The sequence below is a fragment of the Chondromyces apiculatus DSM 436 genome (assembly GCF_000601485.1).
GTDB lineage: Bacteria > Myxococcota_A > Polyangia > Polyangiales > Polyangiaceae > Chondromyces > Chondromyces apiculatus.
The window spans coordinates 35,042-59,668 of sequence record NZ_ASRX01000013.1 but is presented as its reverse complement, the minus strand read 5'-3'; the positions used below and the strand labels follow the sequence as shown (position 1 = coordinate 59,668).

The following is a 24,627-nucleotide window of genomic DNA, read 5'->3' as shown; positions in this document are numbered from 1 at the left end:
GACGGACGAAGGCTCAGCGCATCTGGCTGCATTGCGTCGTGCGCGCGGCTATTTCCATGATGGGCCGCCGCGCCGCCGCCGCTCCGTCAGCCGCCGCTCCATCAGCAGATGCAGCACAGGAATCGCATGACACTGGCCGAGCGCACCCACCCTTTGCGCGGGCGGTCCCCCAAGTAGACCCGGGCCTGGGGACCATGGTAGTGCATGGTATTCGGATACCTTGATACCTTGAGGGGAGCGCCTGTGACCCCGGCCAGCGGGACCATCATCGCCGACCGTTTTCGCCTGGTGCGCACCCTCGGGGAAGGCGGCATGGGCTCGGTGTGGCTCGCGCAGCACCTGAAGCTCGACGTGCTCTGCGCGGTGAAGCTCATCCAGGCCGACTCCCGCGGTTCCGAGGACGTTCGCCGCCGCTTCGAGCGCGAGGCGAAGACCGCGGCGCAGATCCGCAGCCCGCACGTGGTCCAGATCCTGGACCACGGCGTCTGGGAGGACACGCCCTACATCGCCATGGAGTTCCTCGAGGGCGAGGATCTCGAGCAGCGCATCGGCCGGGTCCACCGCCTGAGCCCCCTGGAGACGGCGACCGTCATCTCCCAGGTGGCGCGCGCGCTGAGCCGCGCCCACGCCGCGGGCCTGGTGCACCGAGACCTCAAGCCGGCGAACATCTTCCTCGCGCGCGACGACGACCGCGAGATCGTCAAGGTCCTCGACTTCGGCATCGCCAAGGAGGTCACACCCTCCGTCGCGAGCACCACCAAGACCGGCTCCCTGCTGGGGACTCCGGTGTACATGAGCCCCGAGCAAGCCCAGGGCATCCGCGCCGTGGATCACCGCTCCGATCTCTGGTCGCTGGCGGTGGTCGTTTACGAGTGCCTGACCGGCTACCTCCCCTTCGTGAGCGAGGCCTTCGGGGATCTCCTGCTCAAGATCATGACCCAGCCGCTCCCGGTGCCCTCGCAGTTCGCCGAGGTCCCCGCCGGGTTCGACGCCTGGTGGGCGCGCGCCGCGGAGCGTGACCCCGACAAGCGCTTCCAGAGCGCGAAGGATCTCGCCGAAACCCTGCTCGTGGCGCTCGGCCTGGCCCCTGGCGCGACCGAGCTGCTCACCGGCATCTCGGGCAGCTTCCGCCTCGACGTCGTCTCGTCGCCCTCGTTCCCGCCGGGCGTGCTCCCTGCTCCGGAGCGGATCTCCGTGCCCCCGCTGGAGCGTCGCTCCTTTCCCACCCCCGAGCCGCTCTCGGACCGCTCCTTCGACGACGCTGCCTCCAGCGCCAAGACCCTCCCCGCGCACGAGAGCCACATGGGCCTGTTCAGCGTCCCTCCGTCGCCGTCCTCCGGCGAGGGCCCGGCGTCGCTGCCCATCGTGATGCCCGCGGGCGTGAGCGCACCTCTGGGAGCAGCCTCGCCCGATGCGCGCCCCCACTACCCCACGGCAGGGCCTGTCTCGACCTCGCTGAAGCCGGGATCCCTCCGCTCCGCGCCGACGAAGACCATCACCAGGGTCGCCGCCGTCGTGCTCGGCATGGGGGTCGCTGCCACCGGGGCTTTCCTGCTGCTCCGCGGCAGCAGCGCTCCTCAACCCGGTGCAGACCGCGACAGCGCCGGGGCCACCGCGCGTCCCGACGACAAGGGGAGCCCCGGGGAGCAGCCGCCGGCGGTCACCCCGGCGTCCCCGGGAGCCACCCCTCCTGCCGTGCCCACCGAGGCCGCGCCCCTGGCGACCGCAACGCCCTCCGCAGCGCTCGCCGTCGGCGCTGCCGGCACCGCCGGGGCGCACCGGCCCAGCGGCACCGCCGCGAGCGCCACGGCAGGCGTGCCGCCGCGCCCCAGCGGCACGGCGAAGACGCCCGCGCCCACCCCGACCGGTTCCACTGCGCCAACCACGCCGAACACCAAGAAGCGCGACCCGAAAGACTTCGGGATCTGAGCGCGACTCCCAACCCTGGGCTGCCATGACGCATCGCCTCTGCGCCACCACCCTGCTTGCCTTCCTCTGCCTCGCGCCAGCCACGGCGCTCGCCGACGACATCTCCGACGCGGACCGCGCCACCGCGCGCACCCTCGCCGTCGAAGGTCAGGACGCGCTCGAGCGTGGCGATTTCCGCACCGCCCTGGATCGCTTCAGCCGCGCTGACGCCATCATTCAGGCGCCCACCCTGCGCATCGGCGTGGCCCGCGCGCAGGTGGGCGTGGGAGAGCTGATCAAGGCCCAGGAGACCTACAACCGCATCCTCCGCGAGAACCTCTCTGCCGACGCCCCCGAGGCGTTCGTCCTGGCGGTGGAAGAGGCGCGCAAGGAGGTCGCTCACCTCGCCCCGCGCATCCCGGCGGTGACGATCACCCTTGCAGGCGACGCTCCCTCCCCGCGCGTCACCATCGACGACGTGGCCCTTCCCGCCGCCGTGATCGGCGTGCGGCGCCTCGTCGATCCGGGGCCCCGGGTGATCCGCGCGACCGCCGAGGGCTACGTGCCCGCCGAGGCGAGGGTGAGCCTCACCGAGGGCTCGCACCAGGAAGTGCGCCTCACCCTCACCCGCGTCGGCGCCACGCCTCCCGCCGCCGGCGGCAAGTCCCCCGACGGGGCCGAGGGCGGCGGTTTCCCCGCGAAGACCCTCGGCATCGTGGCGCTCGGCGTGGGAGGCGCGGGGCTCATCCTCGGCGGCGTGACCGGCGGGCTCGCGCTCGGAAAGCACAGCGACCTGTCCGAACGCTGCCCGGGCGGGCAGTGTCCTTCGGGCGAGGCGTCGACCCTCGACAGCTACCACACCCTCGGCACGCTCTCGACCGTGGGCTTCGTGGTGGGCGGCGTCGGGGTCGCGGCAGGCACCATCTTGTTGCTGACCGCGCCGCGCGCGTCTTCTGCGTCCTCGCAGGGGGCCTGGATCGCCCCGCGCGTGGGCCTTGGCTACCTGGGCGCCGAGGGGAGGTTCTGATGAAGAGCATCGCACTGGGTACAGCTTCGCTTCTCCTCGGCCTCGCGGCCCTCACCGGTGCCTGCACGTCCCTCCTCGGGGACTTCGAGCTCGAAGGTGCCGGAGGCTCCTCGGGCACGACGAGCTCGATCAGCGCCGGGGGGGCGGGTCAGGGCGGTGACGCCGGCAGCGGCGCCGGAGTCCCCGCGTGCGAGACCGTCTGCGAGCAGGGACTCGGCGACTGCGACACCTGCGACGGCACCTGCGAGACGCTCCTGGTCGGGGCGGATGCGAACAACTGCGGCGCGTGCGGCAAGACCTGCGAGGACTCCTTGTGCGTCGTGGGGGTGTGCCAGCCCGTGCTCGTGGCGGACATGCAGACAGATGAACCCGTCAGCCTCGCCGTGGACGCCACCCATCTCTACTGGCTCAACCAGGGCGACCTCGGCGGTGCGACCGGCACCGTGGCCAGGCGCCGCCTCGATCTCACCGACGACGTGGCCGAGCTCGTCAATGAGCAGGGAGCGCCGAGCACCCTCGTCGTTCACGGCGAGCATCTCTACTGGACCAACCGCAACCCGAGCGATTACGGCTACCTGGTCCGGATGCCTCTCGCGGGAGGCGAGACGCTGGCGCTCGCGCAAGGCCAGAGCCTGGTGGGGCTCGCGACCGACGGGACCGCCCTCTTCTGGACCGATCAATATGACGACAGCGTGGGGAGCAAGCTGCTCCCCGGTGTCCCAGGTGCCAGCCAACCCATCGCCACTGGCCAGGGAAAGCCAGGAGGGATCGCGGTGGACGCGAACCACGTCTACTGGGTGAACCTGGACGCAGGAGAGGTGGTGCGTGCGGACAAGGACGGCATGAGCCGCACCACGCTCGCCGTCCAGCAGCAGGGGCTCCGCGCCATCGCCGTCGACGACCGGTACGTCTACTGGACCTACGTGTCCTCCGGTGGTCCTCAGGACTCGGGAGGGATCATGCGCAAGGCGCTCGAGGGCGACGGCAATCCCGAGCCCCTCGGCGAGAGCGCCGTTCCGCGGGAGATCGTCTCGGATGGCGAGAGGGTGTACTGGACCGACGCCAGCGCCTCGAGCCTGTTCTGGGTCCCCCGCGAGGGAGATCCCTCGATGCAGCAGGAGGTCGTCACCGACAGCCCCACGCAGGCCGTCACCGTCGATGCGAAGCGCGTCTACTGGTCGACGAACAACTCCATCTACAAGATGGTCAAATAAGCCCATCGCGCCGCGTGCCCGAGGCAGCCTCGGCGCGCAGCGACGATGACGCGTGGGTGCTGTCGAGCCTCGGCCTTGACACGGGCACTGGTGATGTCTGCGGTGAACCGGTGTACCTTCGGTCCATGCACGCCTCTGTCCTCCTCGTGGCGATGGCGGCCCTCGGGCTCGCCGGATGCGGCAACTTCGGCTCCCCACCTGGCAGCACGACGACCACCTCAGGGGGCGGCGGCGCCACCACCAGCGGCGTAGGCGGCGCAGGCGGCGCCACGAGCAGCACGGCGGGCGGCGAAGGAGGCAGCGGGGGAGTCGGAGGCAGCGGAGGCAGCGGAGGTACAGGCGGCGCAGGCGGCGCAGGCGGCGCAGGCGGCGCAGGCGGCGGTGCCCTCGCAGGTTACGGCGCCCTCTCCGGTGCATGCGGGACCATCGACGGGAGTGACATCGACTCGCCTCAGCCCCAGCTCATCCAGTCCGAGATCGACTTCACGGGCGAGTCCACGTTCGACGCCGACTTCCTCAGCGATGGTGGCCGACAGATCTATGCCACCCCCAACCTCGGAGGCAGCTCGATCTACTCCGAGATCTTCGCCTTCGAGGTGCTCTACCGCTGCGAAGGCGCCGTGCTTCTCAAGACCGAGGCCGACATCGCCTACGACGTCGACGGCAAGAAGACCGACATCCTGGTCGAGATCGCCAGCGAGAAGGTCGGCGTGAGCGTGGTGCGCGCGATGAGCTACCCCGAGGGCGCGGCTTTCCCGTTGAACACGGCGCGCGACCTCCTCGAAGGAAAGCTCTCGGACATCCAGGAGAGCACGGCGAACGTCGCCCCCGCGGATGCCTGGGAGAAGCAGATCCTCTCCGTCATCGCGCAGACCTCGGGTCACGCGGACACGATCGCCGCCGCCTACGACCTGGTCGATCCGCTGGTGAAGGCCGACACGATCGTCGTCGTGACCGTCACCGAGGGGACCGACCAGTTCATCTATTACAACCAGAACCCGTGACCGCCGCCTTCGGGCGCGTCACTGCCGGGAAGCGTGGTCGGCGAGGATGCTGGCCACGCAGCAGGTGAGCTTCTTGCCGTAGGCGAGGTGCAGGAACTCGTTGGGGCCATGCGCGTTCGACTGCGGGCCGAGCACGCCGGTGATGAGGAACTGGGCCTCGGGGAACTTGTCGCCAAGCATGGCCATGAACGGAATGGTCCCCCCCTCGCCGAAGGCGATGGCCGGCTTGCCGAAGAAGGCCAGGGATGCCGTCTCCATCGCCTTCTCCAGCCAGGGCGCGAGCGCCGGCGCGTCCCAGCCCGAGGAGGGCTCGGAGACCTTGAACGACACCTCCGCGCCGTACGGCGGGTCCTTCTCCAGCGTCTCCTTGAGCGCCGCGGCAGCCTTGCGCGGATCGAGGCGGGGCGGGATGCGCATGGACAGCTTGGTTTTGGTGAAGGGGCGCAGCACGTTGCCTGCGTTCGCGATGGGGGGCAGGCCCTCGGCGCCCGTGACCGAGAGCGCGGGGCGCCAGGTGCGCCGGAGGAGCAGCTCCTTGCCCTCCGCGGTCGTCGGGCGGGCGCCGCCCACGAACGGCAGTTCGTCGTGCACGTGGCTCCCCAGCACCGCGGCGGCGGCCCCGGCCTGCTCCATGCGCGCGGGCGGGATGTCCACATGCAGGGCACCGACGCGCACCTCGCCCGTGTCCTCGTCCTCGATGCGCGAGAGGAGCTGTCGGGTGATGCGGAACGTCGACGGGACGATGCCGCTCGCCGCGCCGGAGTGCACCCCCTCGCGGAGGATGCGCACCTCCAGCGTGCCCTGGACCAGGCCGCGCAGCGAGGTCGTGGTCCAGAGCTGCTCGTAGTTGCCGCAGCCCGAGTCGAGGCACACGATGAGGCTCGGCTTGCCGATGCGCTCGGCCAGGGCGTCCACGTAGGCCGGCAGATCGGGGCTGCCGCTCTCCTCGCAGGCCTCGATGAGCACCACGCAGCGCGCGTGGGGGAGGCCCTGCTCGGCGACGAGGCGCAGCGCGAGCAGCGAGGCGAAGGCGGAGTAGCCGTCGTCGGCGCCGCCCCGCCCGTAGAGCTTGTCGCCCTCGCGCACTGGCTCCCAGGGGCCGAGGGGCTCGCGCCAGCCGACCATCTCGGGCTGCTTGTCGAGGTGCCCGTAGAGCAGCACGGTGTCGCCAGCGCCTTCACCCTTGCCCGCGCCCCCACCCCGGGCGGGGATCTCTATGTAGATGACCGGCGTGCGGCCTTCGAGGCGCACCACCTCCACGGTCAGGCCCTCGATGGGCTGCTTCTGGCACCAGCCGGCGATGAGCTCCACGGCGCGGTCCATGTGGCCGTGCTCGCGCCACGCCGGGTCGAACGAGGGCGACTTGTTGGGGATGCGGATGTAGTCGACGAGCGCGGGGACGATCTCCTGCTCCCAGGCGCGATCGGCAGAGGCTTCGACGTCGGCGATGCTGAGCTTCGTGGACATGGACGGGCCCTCCCGGGGGTTCGGGGTCTAGGGCGGCGGACTGTACAGGGCTTCGTGGGGCCGCGCAGCGGATCCACGCATGCGGGCAGCCCGGATCCAGAGGAGACCGTGTGCAAAGGGTACATACGGGCGCGTGGCGCACCAGCCCCTCGATCGCCGGACGGGGCCGCATGCGCGCCTGATGCCCACGGCGTCCGGCACGCCCGTCGCAAGGAGAGCTTCATCAGGAGGAGTTGTCATGCGAGGAGTCTGGATGCTAGCTGCCCTGGCGCTGTTGGCTGGGTGCGATCCGGGGAACCAGGGTGAGGTCGTGGCTTCCGAGAAGCCCACGGGCGTGGCACCGGGCCAGGGACAGAAGGGTGGCGTGGTCGTCGAGGGCGCGGCCATGGACTCCGAGCCGATGGCCACCGCGCGCCTCCTCGCCGCGACCGAGGTGATGGCCCAGGGCGAGATCGCCAAGGCCAAGCTCGCGCTCGAAAAGGCGACCACCGATGAGGTGCGCAAGTTTGCGCAGACCATGATCGACGACCACCAGCGGCAGCTCGACAAGGTGGGCGAGCTGGCCCGCGACAAGAAGCTCGACGTGCAGAACGTGTCGCTCGCCGACGCCCAGGTGCGCGCCCAGCTCGACGCTGGCAAGCAGGCCCTGACCATGCTGCAGGGCATGGTGGGGCAGTCGTTCGACGCGGCCTTCATGGCGGGCCAGCCCACGGGCCACATGCTGATGGAGCACCTCGGTGAGCAGGGTCAGCGCGTCTCGCGCGATCCCGACATCGACTACTTCTTCTCGGACGTGATGGCGCGCGCGCAGGCCCACCGGGAAGAGGCCATCCGGATCACCCCCATGGCCTGCGGAGGCGCGCCTCCGGCGCCCCTCGGCCAGACGACCACCAACAGTCCAGACGCGCACGGCAGCCCCACGGGCGAGGTGCCGGCGGCGGCCAAGCCTGATCCGGCGGTGCGTGCCGCTCAGCCTGGGGGTGGATCGACGATGGGCATCGGGCCGCAGCAAGGCGCGCGCGGTGGCCAGGACGGCGCCGAGCCGAGGCCCCGCAACGACGCGCCCCGGACCGGGGTGCGCTGAGCGTCGACGAAGCGTTGACGGATTCTCCGACGATCGCGTGACGATTGCGCGACGATCGCGAACGAGAGCGGGAGGCCCGAGCTACGCGCTCAGCGGACCTTCCGCTCCTGGCGTTTTCCGAACAGCATCTTCTGCTCGAGGCGCTTGCGCTGGGCCTGATAGAAGGCGCGCAGGAACGTCTCGGGATCCACCTTGTTCCTCGCGTGCCACCCGATCTTGCGCTGGACCCGCTCGGTGATCGACGCCAGCAGCTCGTCCGAGCTCGCGACCTCACCGCGGAGCACGTCCTCCAGCACCTGCAGCTCGTGGATGCCGTAGATGTCGAGCTGTGCGTCGGTGAACGTCAGCTCGCGCGGAGGAGCGCGGCGCCCCTCCACCTGAGCGGTGACGAGATCGGGCAGGAGCGTGGCACGCGGGGTGACGACCACCACCGTCCCGGCGACGAGGTCGCCCACGCGGGCGCGGTGCCGGTTGAAGAAGGGCATGAGGGCGATGATCAAAAGCCAGATGCCGCAGGCCGCACGCTCCCAGGAAGAGAGGCCGCCCAGCACCGACGCGGGCGCGATCAGGGCGAGGAGGGGCAGGAAGATCTCCAGCTCGCGGGTGAGGTTCCTGGCGAAGACCATCTCCGCACTGAGGCCTCCGCCGTCGCGGGCGATGACCCGCAGGCCGAGGGCGCGCTTGCCGAGGGTGCGCCCCTCCCAGCGCAGCTCGAAGAAGATGAAGTAGAAGTTCCGCAGGAAGAACAGGGCGACGAGCAAGAGCGCCATGGGATAGGCGCCGACGTCGCTGAACCCAGCCTGGATCAGGATCCCCAGCAGCCCGAGGGCGAGGAGTGACCCGGCGATCGCGGCGCCATCGAGGAGCATGGCGAGGAAGCGGCTCGACACGGGGGCCAGCTCAAAGCCCAGTGAGACGTGCTCGGGGGTGGTGATGGTGACGCGCGCGTGGCGCTCGATGCTGACCCCGGGGCTCATCCGGCCCCCCTCTGCTTCCCGAAGCGGAGGAAATAGCCGATCCAGAGGAGGGCGGTGACCAGGGCGACGGCAAGGCGCGCGGGGATGTGGTGCACGATCTGCCGGAAGTAGCCTTCGAGCAGGGCCGCGATGAAGAAGAGCAGCACCGCGCCCACCACCACCGCCCCGGCCTCGCGCCCGCGCCGGGCGAGGCTGTCGAGGCGGCGCAGGCGGCCCGGGAAGATCAGGGCCTGTCCCACGCTGAGGCCCGCGGCGCCGCACAGGCACACCGCGAACAGCTCCGTCACGCCGTGCGGCAGCACCCAGGCCACGAAGTCGAGGCCGAGGCCCTTCTGCACGTGGATGGCGAGCATCGCGCCCAGGGTCAGGCCGTTCACGAACACGAGGAGCAGCACCGGGACGCCGCCGAGGAAGCCCAGGGCGAAGCAGGAGAGGCCGATCTTGGCGTTGTGGGTGAAGAGGAAGCTCGCGAAGGCGGTGAGCTGTCCCTCGCCGTCGCTGCCGTGGCGGAGGATCTCGGCAAGCTCCTCGCGGCTGCTGGTGGGCCCCCGACCGCCGGCCATCGCTGGTTCCACGAAGCTGTAGTAGCGCTCCGGGTCGAAGAGGGTGAGCGCGAGGCCGACGCCGGTGCCGGCGAGCATCAGCACGGTGGTGACGAGGAGGGCCCGGCGCATGCCAACCACCAGCGCCGGGAAGCGGCGGGAGAAGAAGGCGAGCGCCTCGCCGAAGAACCTCCGCCTCGGGCTGTAGACGCACACGTAAGCGCGGGCGACGAGGCCCTCCAGGTAGGTGAGGAGGTTCTTGTCGAGGGAGATGGCGCGCGCGACCGAGAGCGAGGAGAGGGCGCCTCGGTAGAGCAGGGGGAGTCGGCGGAGCTGCTCCTCGGTGAGCGAAGCGATGCCCTGGCGCTCGACGCGACCGACCAGGACCTCCAGCTCGGTCCACGTCGCCTCGCGTTCCCGGCGGAACTCGAACGACTTGAGGATGAACGCAGCCATGCAACGCGCCTCGGGAGAGCTGCAGCTTACCGGGGTGGCGGCGCGGGCGTAAGGCGCTCCTCCCTGGCGTCGGCGTGAGGCGCGCAAGAGGCGCGCAAGAGGCGCGCAAGAGGCCGTATGCCCCGGTCCCGTGATCGATCGATGCCGGTTTCTTCGCCCTCGGAGGCGTTCCCTGCGATCCTCATCGGCACATGTTTCCTGCACGGCGCGCCTACTCGCCGACGCCGGCAGCGTTTGCCATGGCGAATCGTACCGAGCCCAGGCTCACGGCGGCGGAGGTGCGTCGCGCGCTCGACGACCCTCGCACGCTGTGTGCGCGGCTCGGGCTCTCGCGCGGCGCGCGCAAGCAGCGCGGTGGGTTGATGATCCTCTGCCCCTGGCACGAGGAGAAGACGCCCTCGTGCTCCGTGCGGGGGGGGCACGACGGCACGGTCGTCGCGCACTGCTACGGGTGCGGCGCCTCCGGGGACGCGCTGTCCCTGGTGGCGGTGGCACATGGGCTGGACGTGCGGCGCGATTTCCCGGAGGTGCTGCAGGAAGCAGCGCGCGTGGCGGGGCTTCAGGCAGGGCGAGGAGAGACCAGGCAAGAGGCTGCGGGGAGGGCTGCGGCGACCGGTCCGGCGCTCGCGAAGGTGGGGGTGCGTTCTTCCTCGCCGCGGGCACGGCACCTGGTGCTGGTCCCCGGCCTCCCTTTGGCGCCAGCCCCCACGTCCGCAGCCGCTCCCGCGCTCGACGACGCCACCTTCGCGGCGATCTCCGAGGTGCTCCTGCACGCCGGGAGCCTCGACGGGGGGGCGTTGACGGACGACGTCGCGCGCTACCTCGCCGACCGCAAGCTGCTCGACCTGGCCCGCGCCGAGGGGTGGGCGGCGCTGCCGGCTCCCGGGCCCACGCAGGCGGCGTGGGTGAGGATGCTGGTGGACGTGTTCGGGGCCAAGGCAATGGAAGCCTCAGGGCTGCTGTGGAAGCGGGGACGCGGGCACACGTTCGCCCATCCGGGCCACCGGCTGGTGATCCCCTGGCGAGCGCCGGGAGGGGCGGTGCAGACCCTCCAGCGGCGCAGGATCGACGGGGGATCCGAGAAAAAGTACGTGTTCCCCGCCGGCAGGGCAGCGCGCGACATGTACGGCGTCGACCAGGTGCGCGCGGGCTCGGTGCTGGCGATCGTGGAGGGCGCGGCAGATGTGCTGGCGCTCCGGTGGCTCCTGGCGCGGGACGGGATCGAGGCCTCGGTGGTGGGGCTCGCGGGGGCGCAGCGCTGGGACGCCGCGTGGGCGCGTTACGCCGGAAAGCAGGCGATCCTGGGCCTCGACGCGGACACGGCGGGGCACCTGGCGGTGGGGGGGATCGCGCATGACCTGGTGCTCTCGGGCGTGGAGCACCTGGAGCGCTGGAAGCCCCGGTCGGGGAAGGACTGGGCGGACACGCTGCGCGCCGAGCGGTGAGCGGCCCGGCGTGACGCGCTGGCGTCAGCGATCGTCGCGGCCAGCGCGTTCGAGGGCGTCGCGGAGGGTGCGCCGCACGAGGAAGCCGGAGAGGTCGCTGCCGCAGCCGACGAGGAGCCGTGCCGCGTCGGGGCGGATGCCCGACAGGACGGTGCGGGCCCCGAGGAGCTGGATGGTGTGCGCGATCTGGAGGAGGCGCCCTGCGCTGTCCGCGTCGAGGTGGGTGACGCCGGTGAGGTCCAGGATCACCGAGGTCGCGCCGCGCTCGACGACCGTGGGGAGGAGCTGGTCGACGATGCGCGTCGCCCGTGCGGCATCGAGGGTGCCGATGATGGGGAGCGCGAGCTGACGGAGGCCCACCTCGAGCACAGGTACGGAGAGCGCGAGGATCTCCTCGTGCTGACGCGCGAGGACGAGGGCGTCGGCCTCTGCGGCCTGCTCCGTGAGCAAGCGCGCGGTATCGTCGACCTGCTGGACGAGTGCGACGGGCTCTCCCGTGACCGGATCACGGACCATGCGCATGTCGATGGTGTGGAAGCGCTCCCCCTCGGTGGTCCGTACGATGTGCTCCGCCGTGACGTGGCCCGTGTCGATGACCTGCTGGAGCAGGCTGAGGGAAGCGTCGGCCTCGGAGAACCACTGGTGGAACGAGGTGTCGCCGAAGGCGCTCAGGGTGGCGGGGTTGCGCATGAGGAGCTCGCCGTCGAGGGCGATCATCGCCACCAGGGTGGCGCTGTGGCGAACGGCCTCGATGCCGCGCACCAGGTCGGCGTCGGGCGCGGTGTCACGCTCGGTGACCTGGACGAGGAGGCCGACGCGCCCGTCGGGGAGGCCGATCGCCGTGGTGTGCGTGGTGACGGTGGCAGGGAACCCGAGGGGATAGAAGGTGGTCTGTTCGACCACGCTGCGACCGGCGCGGGCCTCGGAGGCCTGGCGTGCGACGCGCGTGCGCATGGAGGGCGAGATGTCCGAGAAGTCGCGGGCGATCAGCGCCTCGCGGTCCTCGGCGCTCCACAGCGAGGCGGCGAGATCGTTCGCCCAGACGATCTGGATGCGCTCGGGGTCGAGGACCCAGGCCGGGAGGGCGAGGAGGTCGAGTCCGGCCATGCACGCTGCCAGCGTCTTCGTCATCCAGGAGGCCTCGTCGAGGTGCTGGCCGGGGCGCGCACGGCGCTTCAGGCGCGCGGGAGATCCGGGAAGAACCGCTCGCGCATTCGCTCGCAGTAAGCGACGAGGTTCGGCAGCGCGCGGCCGTGGTCGCGCACCGTGCTCTGGAGGGGCACCTCGATGGTATTGGCGACGTGGCTGTAGGCCGTCGCGTCGACGCTGGTGGGGCGATCACCCATGAGGAAAGGCTTGGCGCCGAGGAAGTCGGAGAGGGCGGTGAGATCGGCCATGCCGATGCGGTCGACCTCCTCGAGGCTATGGCGCCCGAGCCCCTGGTTCTGGAGCTGCTCGATCATGTTCCGGTAGATGGTGTCGGCGATGGCGAGCTTGACGTCGGGGGGCGCCGTCGTCTGCATCCCGGCCAGGACCGGGCGGTAGAGGCTCCAGTTGTGCGGGTCGCTGTAGCGCATCTTGAGCGTGACCCAGTAGAGGTTCTCCTTGCAGAGGCGGCGGAAGGCGACAGAGATGGCGCGCTCTTCCCGCGAGAGACCTGCGTCGGGATCCCGGCCCCGCGTCGCGATGAGGTGCTCGATGATCAGCGTCGAGTCCCCCATCAGGGCGCCCGCATCATCGACGTAGGGGATCTTGCCTTTGGGAGCGACGTTGAAGTCGGGAGCAGCGATCGTGTAGGGGATGTCCGCGAGCCGCAACCACGTCTCGAGCTTCATACACGCGGGGCTGAGGTTCGGCAGTGCCCAGGCGGGGGGAGGTTGAAAAAGGCAAAGCATACGGGGACATGATGCCGGGGCGAAGGTGGTCGCGCAACGGGCGCTCTTCCAAGGCGACGCGCGACGCGCGACGCGCGACGCAGCGGATCGACCTGGTGTCCGCGAGGTGGTCGCGGGCACGACGACAGGGACCGACCGTCAGTAACGGTACTGCCAGAGCACGTCGAGGACGCCGGAGCTGGTCTGGGTGTTGCCGACGCCGACGGTGCCGCGGATCAGCCAGTTGCGGTGGAAGCGCCAGTCGACGCTGAACTCGGTGCGGGCTCCGACGCTGCCTGCCGCGCCCGTGGGCGTGCCCGAGGTGGTGCCCGTCGTGGCGCCACCGCCCGCGGTGCGGCTCTTCGAGGCTTCCTCGTAGGTCGCCGCCGCGGTGAGGTTGTTTCCGATCTCGTAGGCGACGCCGGTCTTGAGGCCGCCAGTCTCGGTGGTCCCGAGGGTGGTCGAGAGACCGCGCAGCGGCGTGAGGCCCTGGATGAGGGCGTCGAGCTGGGAGGACGCGATGGACCCGCCCACGTCGGCGGCGACGCCTCCCGCGCCGGTGCTCCCACTGCTGCTCTCGTCGGTGCTCTGTCCGGAGCCGAAGAGGAGCTTCGAGAAGATCTCCTGCTGGGTGAGCGCGGGCTCCGAGCGGAGGCGCAGCTTGTCGTCGGTGATGGGCAGGACGTCGCCGCTGTACTCGATGAAGATGCGCGTCCCGTCGGGAGCGTCGTAGTAGGCGACGGCGTTGATGTAGGGGTTCGAGACATTCTCGGGGCGCAGCCGGACCAGGGCGCGCTCGACGTCGAGGCGCTTGCCGAACCCCTCGAAGGATCCCTGCCTCACCACGATGTCGCCGGAGATCTTCGTCTCGCCACCGGAGACGATGGTGAGCTGCGCGTTCTGCGGCGAGGTGACGTGGATATCGAGGCCGGACCCCTCGACGTGGATGTCGCCGAGCGGGACGCGGAGCACGAGGCGCGACTTGCTGTCGGAGGGAGCCTCGGGCTCTTCCTCGGGGCCGAGCTTGTGGGAGATGGCGACGTCGGCGTTCGCGCCGAGCCCTTGCACGGAGGGCGCGCTGAGCGAGGGGAGGTTCAGGTTGAAGGTGGGAACGCTCGCCACGATGACCAGGTCTTCCCCCTTCTTCTCGGCCGTGACGTTGATCTCCGTGCGCATCGTGCCGAGGGGGACGCCCTCGATGGTCAGCGGAATCTCCTCGCCTTTGGCGATCTTGATCTCGCCCTTGGCGTTGACGAAGCTCAGGCCGTCGAGGCGGACCTCGGCCCCGCCCGTGAGGCGGCCGCTGAGGCCGTTGGCGGAGAGGTCGGTGACGGTGAGCTTGCCGTTCTTGGCCTGGAGGCGGAGGGTGAGGTTCTGCAGCTCCTGGCCGAGGGTGGGGATGTTGACCACGCCCTGGCTGACCGTCATGTTCGCCTCGAGCTTGTCGAGCGCGACGCCCTCGGTGAGGGCCTTGCCGAGGTGCAGGCTGCCGTCGAGGTAGCCGTCGATGCGGCTCAGCACGCCCTCGACGGCGGGCTGCGCAGCCGCGAGGCGGAAGCGCTGGGCGCGGACGGTGACGTCCGAGGGGCGCTTCGCATCGAGGCCGGGGATGAGCCCGTCCTTCCAGGTGACGCCGGCGAATCCCTTGAGGTTGAAGCTTCCGCCGTCCTTGGTGACGAGCTCGACGCTGGCGACGGCCTTGTCCCCGGGGCCCTGCGCGGGGGCTGGCGCGGGTTGCGTGGCTTGCGTGGCTTGCGTGGGCTGCTCACCGGGCGGGGCGATGGAGAAGGCGATCGCCGCGCGATCGAAGGCGAGATCGTCGCCGATGCGGAGGTCGGGGATGTCGAGCTGGACGTTGACCGTGGGGTTCACGCCGAAGCCCCGCATCGCGATCTCGCCGCTGAGCGTCCCGGCGACGCCGAGATCGCCGAGCAAGGGCAGCTCGCTCAGGGGAGCCTTGGTGATGCGGGCGACGAGGTCTCCGGTGATGCGGGAGGCGGCCTTCGTGTCCGTGGGGGCCGCGCTGGTCCCGGAGGCCCCTGCTCCCGCCGAGGACTCCTCCTTCCCGAGCATGGCGAAGGGGCGCTGCTTGGGCGCGGGCTCGGTGAGGAGGGCGAGGGGGACGGTGGCGCGACCCTCGATGGTGGCGATCCGCGCCGAGCCCTTGGCCACCGTGGCGTCGAGGGCGACCTTGTCGGCCGCGTAGGTGGTGCGGAGGTCGAGATCGAGGGGGAAGGCGAAGCGCTCCGAGCCCGCCGTGCGGCGGTTCCCGTAGGAGACGCCGTAGCCGCGGAAGCGCATGTCCAGCGAGGGATCGGCGATCGTGCCCTTGACCGAGGCGTCGAGCTGCACCTCGCCGGAGAGCGGGGGGATGCTCTCGTTGAAGGGCGCCGGGAGACGGCGGCGGAAGGTCCCGACGCGCCGCCGCGGAATGGCGAGCGTCGCCTCGAAGGGCGTGCGCTGCAGGGTGGCCCAGCGGTCGAGGGGGCGATCGAGGAGCGCGGCGAGATCGAGATCGGCGCCCAACGCGACGGCGAGGAGCGAGTCCCCATCGTGCACGTCGAGCTTCGTCGTGGCGCGGCCCGACTTGCCGTCGAGCGAGGCCTCCACCTGGGCGTTGATGAAGCGCGAGGTCCACGGGGGCTGCTCGGCCTCCTCGAAGAAGCCGCGAGGACCGGAGACCTGCAAACCGGTCGTGTTGACGACGAGCTTGGAGAGGGTAGGGAAGCGGTCGCCGGCGGTGCGGGCGACGGCGGCGTAGGCGTTCAGCCTGCCGCGCACGTCGCTCACCCAGGTGGAGGCGATGGGGAACGCCTCCACGAGGCACCCGAGGTCGAGGCGCTCGGCGGCCACCTCGGCGGAGCCGAGGGCCTCGTTCCAGGTGCTCGCCTGGAGGAGAGGGCCGGAGACCTTGGCCTGGGCGCGCGAGAGACGCACCCGCGCAATGGAGCCGCCGCAGTGGAGGTCCTCGACAGCGCCGAGCGCGCCGGGCTCAGGCCGGGTGGTGCCGATGGGAGGACGGTTTGCCGTGCGCTCCTGCGTGCGCTCCTGCTCCTCACCGATCAGCCGGAACAGGCCGTCGGCGAAGAGCTGCTCCTCGGCCAGGGTCGCCGTGAAGTGGGCGCTGACCCCGCTCACCGAGGCGAAGGCCCCGTTCTCCAGCTCCAGGAGGACCTTGCCCTTGGGGCGGCCCTGCGCGTCGCGGTCGAGGGCCACGTCGACGCTGGCGAGGCCACCCACGGCGAAGGGGAGGCCCACCATCTTGGCGATGCGGGTGAGGTCGAGGTTCTCTGCGCGCACCGCGCCGGTGATGTCGCTGCCGTTGATGGTGAGCCCCCCCTGGATCCCACCGACGTCCGTGCCCTTGATGTCGACGCCTTCGATGCGGAGGCCGCCGGGGCCCTGACCGATGCGCGCCACCTTGCCCTCGATCTCCTCTCCCCCGCGCCGGACGGAGAGGCGCACGTTGCTGGCGCTCATCGCGGCCGCCGAGAGGTTGGCGCTCGCCGCGATGGCATCGTCGCCCCTGGTGAGGCGCGCGCTGACGGTGGGGGTGGTGAGGCCGCCGTGGGCCTCGACGCGCACCGTCTCGAAGGCGAGATCTCCTGCCTGCAAACCGCGGCCGGCCACGGTGGCGGCAATGCGGGGGTTGTCGATGGGGCCGGTGAGGCTTCCCTCCAGCGTGGCGCTGCCGAGCGACGCCGCACCTGCGGCGCCGATGCCACCCAGGTTGCCGCGCAGGCGCACATCGAGGGCCTCGCTGCTGGCCGTCCCCTCGACGCGCACGCGGGCGCTGCCGGTGAGGGCTCCTCCGAGACGAGGGACCGCGGCGAGCGAGGGCGCCTCCGTCTCGACGAGGAAGCGCACCACGTTGCGCGGGAGCAGGGTGAACATGCCGCGCACCGGCATGCCTGACTCGTGGGCGGTGAGGGTTCCGCTCAGCTCGTCGCCCGCGTAGACGGCGTGCACGTCCGCGGCCGGAATGTCCTGGCCCACGATGCTCGTCGGCTCGGTGCGTACCTCGGCGATGGCCCACAGGTTGGAGAACCCGGCGCTGACATGGGCCTCTGCACTGGCCTCGGTGGCGGGGAGATCCTTGCCGACCAGGCGCAGATCGAAGGCCTCCACGCCGATGTCGGCTTCGAGCGCGCTCTCGTCGAGATCGACGCGGGTATCCACCCGGACCTGCGCACCGAGCAGGGCATCCTCCGGCGCCGTGTTGACCTCGACCGCGCCCTCGATGGAGTCCAGGGGCCCATCGGCTTCCACCGAAAGGCTCACCGGCTGGGTGACGGGGTGGTCGGGGACGAGCGTCGCCAGCTCCTCCGGGGTCACGTACGGAATGCTGACGGTGCCGCTCAGGCGGTCGTCGTCCATCCCCCCGCTGACGCTCAGCTCCACCCCGCCGACGCGGCCGGCGTAGGCGCCCGAGAGGGCCATGGTGTCCCCGAGCCAGAGGTGAAAGACGACCGAACCGTCGAGCATCGCCGACGAGCCGGGGAGGTTCGCGGGGAGGAGCGCCCGCTCGACGAGCTGGGTGCGATCGAGATCGAGGCTCACCCCCTCGTCGGTCACCAGCACGGCGCCGTGGAGCTCCTTCACCTCGGCGTCGAGGCTCTGGGGCGGAGCGATGGTGCCGTGGGCCCAGGCATGTCCCACCTCGATCTTGGGCAGCGAGATGCGGGTCGGGCGGCTCGGGGTGGTCGGCGGAGCCTGCGGCTTCTTCGACGGAACCGGCTCGAAGGCCTGCCCGAGGGTGACGCCCCCGTCAGGCGAGGCCTCGACGAGGACATCGACGTGCTCCACGCGCACCGACGAGATGGTGATCTGCATCTCCCCGCTGCCGAGGAGGATGTTCTGGAGGATGGCGATCACATCGGCGCTGGCGGCCACGCCGCTGGCCTGAAGCACCTGTCCACCGCGCGGTTCCTGCACGATCACGTCGCGGAGGGTGAGCCCCCCGAGGCCGAGGGAGTCCACGGCGCCGAGGATGATGCGCCCCCGGAACAGGGAGCCCATCACCTGGTTGGTCACGTCCTGGGCCACCCTGCGCGTGACCGGCGTCCCCAGGTGGAGCAGCGCGCCGCCCGCGATGCTCCCCACGGCGACCACCGTGAGACCGAGGCCTGCGCCGATCCGTGCAAGCGCACGGCGGAGGCGGCTCGGTCGAAGCATAGGGGTCTGCATCGGGGTCGGAACCATCGGCCCCTCCTGAAGCTTGCTTCGTGCCGCTCCCGATCGGGCGGTAGCTGCACACCCCGGCGTTGCTGGTTGGTCGGGGTTTTCCCGGTCGGGCCGGGGTGAGCCCGAGCCAGACATCAGTCGGAGAGCTGCTCGAGCTCTGCGAAGAGGGGCGTGAGTTCGGGTCGGGCGCGCAGGGGCGCGCAGAAGCGGCTGGCGAGACGGAGCAGGTCGGCCTCGATGTGATCGGCGCGCCGACCCATCTCTGCGATGGCCGCCTGCGAGACGCGTCGGCGCTCGCTCATCTCCCGGTCCACCTCTTCGAGGCGGTTCCTGAGCTGCTTGATCTGCGCGTCCACGTCGGCGACATCGTGCTCCCGCGCCACGGCTTCGGCCTGCAACTCCCGCTCTTCCTTGCGGGCGTCGAACCAGGCGTCGATCACATCGGCGATCCTCCGGTAGCTGGCCGCCAGCTCCCGGTACGGCTCGATGAACCCGGTGCGCCCTTCCCAGTGGAGCACGTCCTTGTGGGCCGCCATCATCTGGGGGATGAACGCCTGCACGTGGGTCGTGGCGGGGGTCACCCTGGCCCGCAGCACCCTCGCCTCCTCGCGGGTCAGCGAGGCGTCGACGGTGAGCGCATCCATCGCCCGGCCGATCTGCAAGCGCCCGATGCGCCCGTCGTGCTCCACCTCTTCGAGCTGCGCCTGGGCCCCGAGACCACGGCGCCGCAGCTCGTTCAGCTCCCGCGCGTTTGCCTTGAGCGATTCGAGCAGGCGGGGCAGGTCCGGGGGCGAGTCGGGGCCGACCCCCTGCACCAGCATCCGCTCGAACAGCGCGATGCGGCTCCGCCAGGGATCGTGGCCCATGCTCGGTGGCGCCACCGACCCTTCGGGCGGCAGCGGCACCTCGGGCTCGGGCGGGACGGGAATGCCGAGGGCGTCCCCGATCTCGATGAGCTCCGCGAGCACCCGGTGCGCATCCGCGGGGCGATCCGCGGGGTTCTTCGCCATGAGCGCCGCCACCAGATCGTCGAGCGCCTGGGGCGCGTCGGGGAAGCGCGTGCGCAGGCGCGGAGGGACCTCGGTCGCGTGCTTCATCAGCCAGGTGGCCGGATCCGGCGCGGTGAACGGCAGATCCTGGGTGAGCATCTCGAACATGATCACCCCGAGCGCGTAGAGGTCGGCCCCCGCGCCCGCGTCGATCGAGGTGGCCCGCTCGGGCGCCATGTACTGCGGCGTACCGAAGATCTCGCCCAGGTTGGTGAGCCGTGCATCCTGTGCGCACCGGGCGATCCCGAAGTCGAGCAGCTTGATCCGCTCATCCTGGAGCACGAACACGTTCTCGGGCTTGAGATCGCGGTGGACGACCTCGAAGTCGTGGGCGCGGGCGAGCGCCCGGGCCATCTGCGCCCAGATGGGGAGCGCGCGCCGGAGCGGCACGCGGGTACGCGCCACCACCGACGCCAGCGGCTCGCCGACCAGCAGCTCCATCACCAGGAAGGGCGCCCCGTCGTCGGTCTCACCCTGATCGAAAATCTCGATGATGTTGGGGTGGGCGACCCGCTGCGCGTGGCGCGCCTCCCGGCGGAACCGCTCGCGCGCCGTGGCGTCCTGCGCGAGCTGGAGGCTCAGGATCTTGATCGCGCAGGGCCGGTCCACGAGCTTGTGGTGCGCCCGGTAGACCGTGGCCATCCCGCCGATGCCCAGGGCCTCTGCGATGACGTACCTGCCAGCCACGGTGGTCCCGACACGCGGATCGTTCTCGACGACGAGCGCTGCGCCGTCGATGAAGCAGAACGAGGTCTCCGCGGGATAACGCTGGTTACACTGCGGGCAGGTCTTCATTGGGGCGAGGGGCGAGGGACGCTGGCTACTCTAGGTGGGGCTGCTCCCGAGGGTCAACGGCCGGACGCTCCACCGGGAACGTCTCTGCTACCCTCCGCGCACGTGGAAGGCGGGGCAGTGGTGCTCGGTGAAGGGATCGGCGGCGCCGCGGTGGCGCTGCTGCTTGCATCTTCCGGGCTCCCCACCACGCTCCTCGGCAGCGCCGCGCGGGAAGCGCCGGCCCCTCCTGCGGAACCCTCGGCGTCCGGGGCGCTGGGGGGTGACCGTGGCGCGCCGGCTCCTGACCGGGCACCGGTGGTCTGCCTGGGCCCGCGCGGCGCGCTCTCAAGACTGCTGCGCCGCGCCGGGGCCGAGGGGGCGATCGCCTTCCGCCGCGCCCCCCTGACCCTGTGGCTGCCGCGCCCCTCACCGTCGGGCGCGCCGGATACCCCCTCGCCGAAGGCCCCCCCGCGCCGCGTGCCCCTCACGCCCACCCAGCCCGGGCTCTTGTGGAGCCTGCGCGCGCTCGTGCGTGGGTTCGGTCAAGAGCCTCGTGCAGCGCTCGGCATCGCCCGGCTCGTGGTGATGGCCCTGGCCGCCACGGAGGCCGAGCTCGTCGCCTGGAGAGGACGCCCCCTCTCGTCCCTGCTCGACACCGCGCGCCTGCAGGGCCAGGCCCGGGCGCTCGTCCGCGCGCTCACCGGGCTGGTGTTCGCGCCGCCCCTCGACGGAGTGGACGCCGCGGAGGCGCTGCGGGCCCTCCGGGCGTGCGTGGAGGCCGGAGGGATCGCGCGCACCTCGGCCGACGCGGCGACCCTCGCGCAGACGCTCCGCACCCTCTCCGAGGCGCGAGGTGCGCAGCTCCGTGACGACGTGCGGCCACAGCGCATCCTCGTGAAGGACGGTCAGGTGCGCGGCGTGGTGCTGGAGGGAGGGGCGCTCCTCCCGGCAGCGGTGGTGGTGAGCGCACTCGACCCGGCACAGACTGCAGCGCTCCTCGACGAGGAGGATGTCGCGAACGAGGAGGATGTCGCGGGAGCGCTGGCGGCCCGTCTGCGCGCGATGGGCGGCGCTCGTGCGGCGCTCGTGCTCCAGCTCCGCGTGCGTGGCAGGGTCCTCGGCGACGAGGCGATCCTCTGCGCGCTGGAGGAACAGGGCAGGCTGGTGGGCGCCGTCTTCTGCACCCCCAGCCCCGCACCGCCCCTGACGCCCGGCGCGGACTCGCCGCCCACGCCGCCCACGCCGCCCGCACGCGCGTCATCCGGCATGACCGACGATGCAGACCTCCTGCATGCCCACGTCTTCCTCGACGGCGACGACGTCCCGGAACGAAGCTCCGAGGCCCTGCAGGCCACCGTGGTCGAGGCGCTCACGCGGGTGATCCCGACGCTCGCAGCGCAGACCTGCGCCATCGACGCAGTGATCACGCTCCCCCTCGCGGGAGCGGCCCCCACCGGATGGCAAGGCGAAGGCGCCCGTCCTCCCGTGTTCACGGCCGTGCGCGGTCTCTACCTCGCCGGGAGCACCGCCGGAGGCCGTGGTGCCGGGGTGGATCTGGCAGCGTCGAGCGCGATGGAATGCGCAGACCGGATCCTGGTGGATCTCGGCCGCGATCCTGGCTGCCCCCCGCCCCTCCGCCCCCGCGAGGTGGTCCGGGCGCTCTCGCGACGTGGTCTCCGCGCCCTGGCTGCGTGGCTCGGACCCGCGCCCGACGCTGCTCCTGCCTGGTCCTGCGTTTCCTGAGTTCGTCTCGGGTCCTTGGCGTGACGCTCGCGCGAGAAACCAGGGGTAGCGACCATCGGGAGCGCAGGGGGCCAATCGGCCCCTGATCCGGGGTACGCAGTACTTAGCTCGACCCGCCGCGGGCGATCGTCTCGTGCGGGAGTTCCTGCTCCTCGAAGACCGCATCGAGCGCGTCCCCGCCGTAGCGAACCCCGGAGCGCGGCTCGGAGGGCTTGGCGCCTGTGCCTTTGACTGCGGGCATCGAAGGACGTGTCGGCGTCGCTCCTGCCGCTCCTGCCGCTCCTGCCGCTCGCGGCTGGCTCCCGCTCGGCGCTGGCGCGGCGGGCGAAGGCTGCACGTTGCGCACCGACGGAGGGGCCGGGAGGCTGCCTGGGACGGGCGTCACCGACCCTTGCATGCCCCTCGTCCCGAGCGGCCCACCCCGTGGCGCAGGGGGGCCGGGCAGCATCCCGTTGCGGATGGACGGCGGCGGCTGATCCGCCCCCGAAGGCGCGAAGGGCGGCAACGGCGAGGCGCTGCGCTGGGACATCGGCGGGCGCACCGAAGGCGGCGGCATGTCCGGGACCGTGATGGAGCGCTGGGACATCGGCGGGCGCACCGAAGGCGGCGGCGCGTCCGGGCCTGCAGCCGTACGCGGCGCGAGCGGCGCTCCCGGCACCATCGGCGCGCGCATGGAGGGCGGCGGCGGCGGCGACCTCACCGACGAGGGCGGCAGCGGCGGCGACCTCACCGAGGAGGGTGGCAGCGGCGCCCTGACCGAAGGGGGCGGCGTCTGGTTCGGGAACACCCCGGCGTGCTGCGACTGCCGGGTTGCGGCGGGCGCGACGCTCGCCTCGGGCCGCATCGTGCGCGAGGGCGGGGGCATGGTCCCGCGCGGCGCCGCGGGAGGCTGGCTCGCGCGCGGCATCGGCGCCTCGGCCTCCACCTGGTGGATGAGCGTGTAGCGACTGCCCTCGTCGCGCCGATCCCGATCTCGGTCTCGGTCCCGGTCCCGGTCCCGGAGCATGGCCGTGAACATCGCCTCCAGCTCGCGCTCGGTGATGTCCTCGTCCACCTTGAGCAGCGTCGCGTGCACGTCGCGCCCCAGAGCCTCGAACTCGTCCGGGTCGAGTTCGTACACCGCCTGTGACATCACGATCGCCAGCGGCCGCCGCTCCGTCGCGAAGGTCGCTGCACCGGCCACCTCACACCGGTGCAGGAGCACCCCACTGCGCACCGCGGCACCCAGGCACCGCGCAAACAGATCGGGCCACGCAGCATCGAGCACCACGAGCACGCTCGGGACATGGATCGGAGTCGCCGTGATCTGACCTGTTCGCGCCATCGGAACGATAACGGTAACCGATGCTCTTGAGGTAGAACAGCCATTCCATGTCTCGATAGGTCATTTACAGACCAAGGATGTCCTGACCAAGGGGTGGCTGGATGGTGCGTGCAGTATGCGCTGGTCGCTGCCATCATGACATGAACAGCCGTGAGCCCGAGCACGGTCAGCCGGTGAGACGCATGCATTCCGGCGGGCTCGTCCCTCCGCGCACGGCGAAGGCGCGCCACGGTCGCGGGTGCACGTAGCGCTTCCTGTCGGCGCTGCGCGATGCGTGTGAGCGCTGCGCGATGCGCATCCGCGGTGAACAGGAGAGCTTCAGTGGATGGGGGATGCTCGAGACTTCACCGGCGCTGGTGCGGCAGCGGCGGTGGCGGCGGCGGCAAGGGCGCGTGCCCCCGCCGCGTCACTCACATCGACGCGTAGATGGTCGCGAACGACGCTGCCTCACCGCGCAGCAGCGTGCTGACCCGCGGGTTCGGCACCTTGAACGTGTGCAGCTTCGCCTTGCGCACGTCGAGCACCGCGAACACCGTCCCCGGAGGCGCGATTCCTTCCAGACCGTTGGTCAGCAGATTGAGCATGACCGTCAATCGCTTCGCCGAGAGAGACTCGCCGCGGAAGTACATCTTGATGAGGTGCGGCTTCCCGTCGATGTTGAGACCCAGCTCGGGGTTCACGTTGATGTCCAGGTCTCCGATCCGGTAGGTGCCCACCGTGGGCTCGAACCACGTCACCTTCCCGCCTGCGAGCAGCTTGCGGTACCCCGCGATGATCCCCGGATAGATGCGGCGCCGCCGCTCATCGGTCTGCGCGGCCAGAAAATCGTCGAGCACCCGATCGCTCTTGTTGCCGCGGTGCATGGCCACGATCGCCTCGCGCACCTGCCGGTAGAAATCCGTGAACAGCTCGTCCTTGCGCTCCTTGATCTCCCGCACTCCCGTGAGCTTCGGGGTGCCGGCCTTGAGCACGAAGTCCACGAAGTACGTCATCGAGATCTTGTCCATGAAAGCTCTCCTCGCGTCGGACGCCGTGTCCCCCACGCAGATACAGTGATAGCCCCATTCAATGCGCGCGAGAAGACGTCGGACGGACGGAGAATGTCCGGAAGGCCCCTCCCTGGATAGAGAATGTCCGCCCCCTCTCGGGGGCGCGTCAGCCCTGGATTTCAGCGCTTTCCGGCGCTCTCTCCGGCCCTGCTTCTGACGCTCTCTCTGGCGCTCTCGCTGCCGCCCTCGCTCTCACCGGTGATCACGAACGGCGCTGGCGTGGAGTTGATCCTGGTCGCCACGTCCGCGGCCATCAGCGAGGTGAGCAGCGCGATGAAGAAGACCGTGCACCCGAGCACCAGCCCGCTCACGGTGCGGTGCTCGAGCAGGTGCATGAAGAAGAGCACCACCAGCGTGCTCTTCACCACCGCGATCAGGAGCGCGATCACCGTGTCCACCGTCCCCAGGTGGAGCCACGAGAGCCCGAACGAGAGCGCCGTGAGCCCCACCAGGGCGAGGTAGACCGTGACGTAGCGCCTGGTGGACCCGTGCTTGTGGTTCATGGC

Annotated in this window: 17 protein-coding genes; 7 read left to right on the top strand and 10 right to left on the bottom strand. The window is 71.1% G+C overall.

Annotated elements, in window-relative coordinates:
• The first annotated feature begins 243 nt into the window (after positions 1-243).
• From CAP_RS47780 to CAP_RS52080, 4 genes are all read left to right on the top strand, one after another.
• A complete protein-coding gene (locus tag CAP_RS47780; protein WP_231511239.1) occupies positions 244-1,929 on the top strand; it encodes a serine/threonine-protein kinase in 1,686 nt (561 codons plus the stop codon).
• A 25-nt stretch (positions 1,930-1,954) separates the two neighbouring features.
• Positions 1,955-2,935: a peptidase associated/transthyretin-like domain-containing protein gene (locus tag CAP_RS09220; protein WP_044238699.1), complete on the top strand. Its 981-nt coding sequence runs from the start codon at positions 1,955-1,957 to the stop codon at positions 2,933-2,935.
• Complete coding sequence (locus CAP_RS09215) at positions 2,935-4,149, top strand: hypothetical protein (RefSeq protein ID WP_044238696.1); 1,215 nt, start codon at positions 2,935-2,937, stop codon at positions 4,147-4,149. The genes CAP_RS09220 and CAP_RS09215 overlap by 1 nt, the downstream gene beginning before the upstream one ends.
• Before the next feature lie 125 nt (positions 4,150-4,274).
• A complete protein-coding gene (locus CAP_RS52080; RefSeq protein WP_197041092.1) occupies positions 4,275-5,153 on the top strand; it encodes a hypothetical protein in 879 nt (292 codons plus the stop codon).
• Between the two features lie 18 nt (positions 5,154-5,171).
• Here CAP_RS52080 and CAP_RS09205 read toward each other — a convergent pair whose 3' ends face one another.
• On the bottom strand, positions 5,172-6,620 hold the full coding sequence (locus CAP_RS09205) for a M20 family metallopeptidase (RefSeq protein WP_044238694.1): 1,449 nt from the start codon (positions 6,618-6,620) through the stop codon (positions 5,172-5,174).
• 310 nt (positions 6,621-6,930) lie between these two features.
• Here CAP_RS09205 and CAP_RS44080 point away from each other — a divergent pair, with 310 nt between their 5' ends.
• Positions 6,931-7,704 (top strand): DUF4142 domain-containing protein, encoded by a 774-nt coding sequence (locus tag CAP_RS44080; protein WP_197041091.1) that lies wholly within the window; start codon positions 6,931-6,933, stop codon positions 7,702-7,704.
• An 89-nt stretch (positions 7,705-7,793) separates the two neighbouring features.
• Here CAP_RS44080 and CAP_RS09195 read toward each other — a convergent pair whose 3' ends face one another.
• Together CAP_RS09195 and CAP_RS09190 are read right to left on the bottom strand one after the other, a co-directional pair.
• Positions 7,794-8,681, bottom strand: a complete 888-nt coding sequence (locus CAP_RS09195) for an RDD family protein (protein WP_044238693.1) — start codon at positions 8,679-8,681, stop codon at positions 7,794-7,796.
• Complete coding sequence (locus CAP_RS09190; protein WP_044238692.1) at positions 8,678-9,679, bottom strand: stage II sporulation protein M; 1,002 nt, start codon at positions 9,677-9,679, stop codon at positions 8,678-8,680. The genes CAP_RS09195 and CAP_RS09190 overlap by 4 nt, the downstream gene beginning before the upstream one ends.
• A 239-nt stretch (positions 9,680-9,918) precedes the next feature.
• Here CAP_RS09190 and CAP_RS09185 point away from each other — a divergent pair, with 239 nt between their 5' ends.
• Positions 9,919-11,124, top strand: coding sequence for a CHC2 zinc finger domain-containing protein (locus CAP_RS09185; protein ID WP_044238691.1), 1,206 nt, complete (start codon positions 9,919-9,921; stop codon positions 11,122-11,124).
• Positions 11,125-11,148: 24 nt separating this feature from the next.
• Here CAP_RS09185 and CAP_RS09180 read toward each other — a convergent pair whose 3' ends face one another.
• The 4 genes from CAP_RS09180 to CAP_RS44075 all read right to left on the bottom strand — a co-directional run bounded on the left by CAP_RS09180 (position 11,149) and on the right by CAP_RS44075 (position 20,026).
• Entirely contained in the window at positions 11,149-12,255 is a 1,107-nt protein-coding gene (locus CAP_RS09180; protein WP_044238689.1) for an STAS domain-containing protein, read from the bottom strand.
• A 44-nt stretch (positions 12,256-12,299) separates the two neighbouring features.
• Positions 12,300-13,019: a glutathione S-transferase family protein gene (locus CAP_RS09175; RefSeq protein WP_044238687.1), complete on the bottom strand. Its 720-nt coding sequence runs from the start codon at positions 13,017-13,019 to the stop codon at positions 12,300-12,302.
• Between the two features lie 138 nt (positions 13,020-13,157).
• On the bottom strand, positions 13,158-18,173 hold the full coding sequence (locus tag CAP_RS09170) for a translocation/assembly module TamB domain-containing protein (RefSeq protein WP_044238684.1): 5,016 nt from the start codon (positions 18,171-18,173) through the stop codon (positions 13,158-13,160).
• Positions 18,174-18,316: 143 nt separating this feature from the next.
• Positions 18,317-20,026 (bottom strand): protein kinase domain-containing protein, encoded by a 1,710-nt coding sequence (locus CAP_RS44075; RefSeq protein WP_052374584.1) that lies wholly within the window; start codon positions 20,024-20,026, stop codon positions 18,317-18,319.
• A 102-nt stretch (positions 20,027-20,128) separates the two neighbouring features.
• On the opposite strand from CAP_RS44075, the gene CAP_RS09160 reads away from it, so the two are divergent.
• Positions 20,129-21,748, top strand: a complete 1,620-nt coding sequence (locus tag CAP_RS09160; protein ID WP_156040634.1) for a phytoene desaturase family protein — start codon at positions 20,129-20,131, stop codon at positions 21,746-21,748.
• Between the two features lie 103 nt (positions 21,749-21,851).
• Here CAP_RS09160 and CAP_RS09155 read toward each other — a convergent pair whose 3' ends face one another.
• From CAP_RS09155 to CAP_RS09145, 3 genes are all read right to left on the bottom strand, one after another.
• A complete protein-coding gene (locus tag CAP_RS09155; protein WP_044238679.1) occupies positions 21,852-23,072 on the bottom strand; it encodes a hypothetical protein in 1,221 nt (406 codons plus the stop codon).
• Between the two features lie 410 nt (positions 23,073-23,482).
• Complete coding sequence (locus tag CAP_RS09150; protein ID WP_044238676.1) at positions 23,483-24,079, bottom strand: hypothetical protein; 597 nt, start codon at positions 24,077-24,079, stop codon at positions 23,483-23,485.
• Positions 24,080-24,240: 161 nt separating this feature from the next.
• Positions 24,241-24,624: a cytochrome C oxidase subunit IV family protein gene (locus tag CAP_RS09145; protein ID WP_052374582.1), complete on the bottom strand. Its 384-nt coding sequence runs from the start codon at positions 24,622-24,624 to the stop codon at positions 24,241-24,243.
• Between the last annotated feature and the right edge of the window lie 3 nt (positions 24,625-24,627).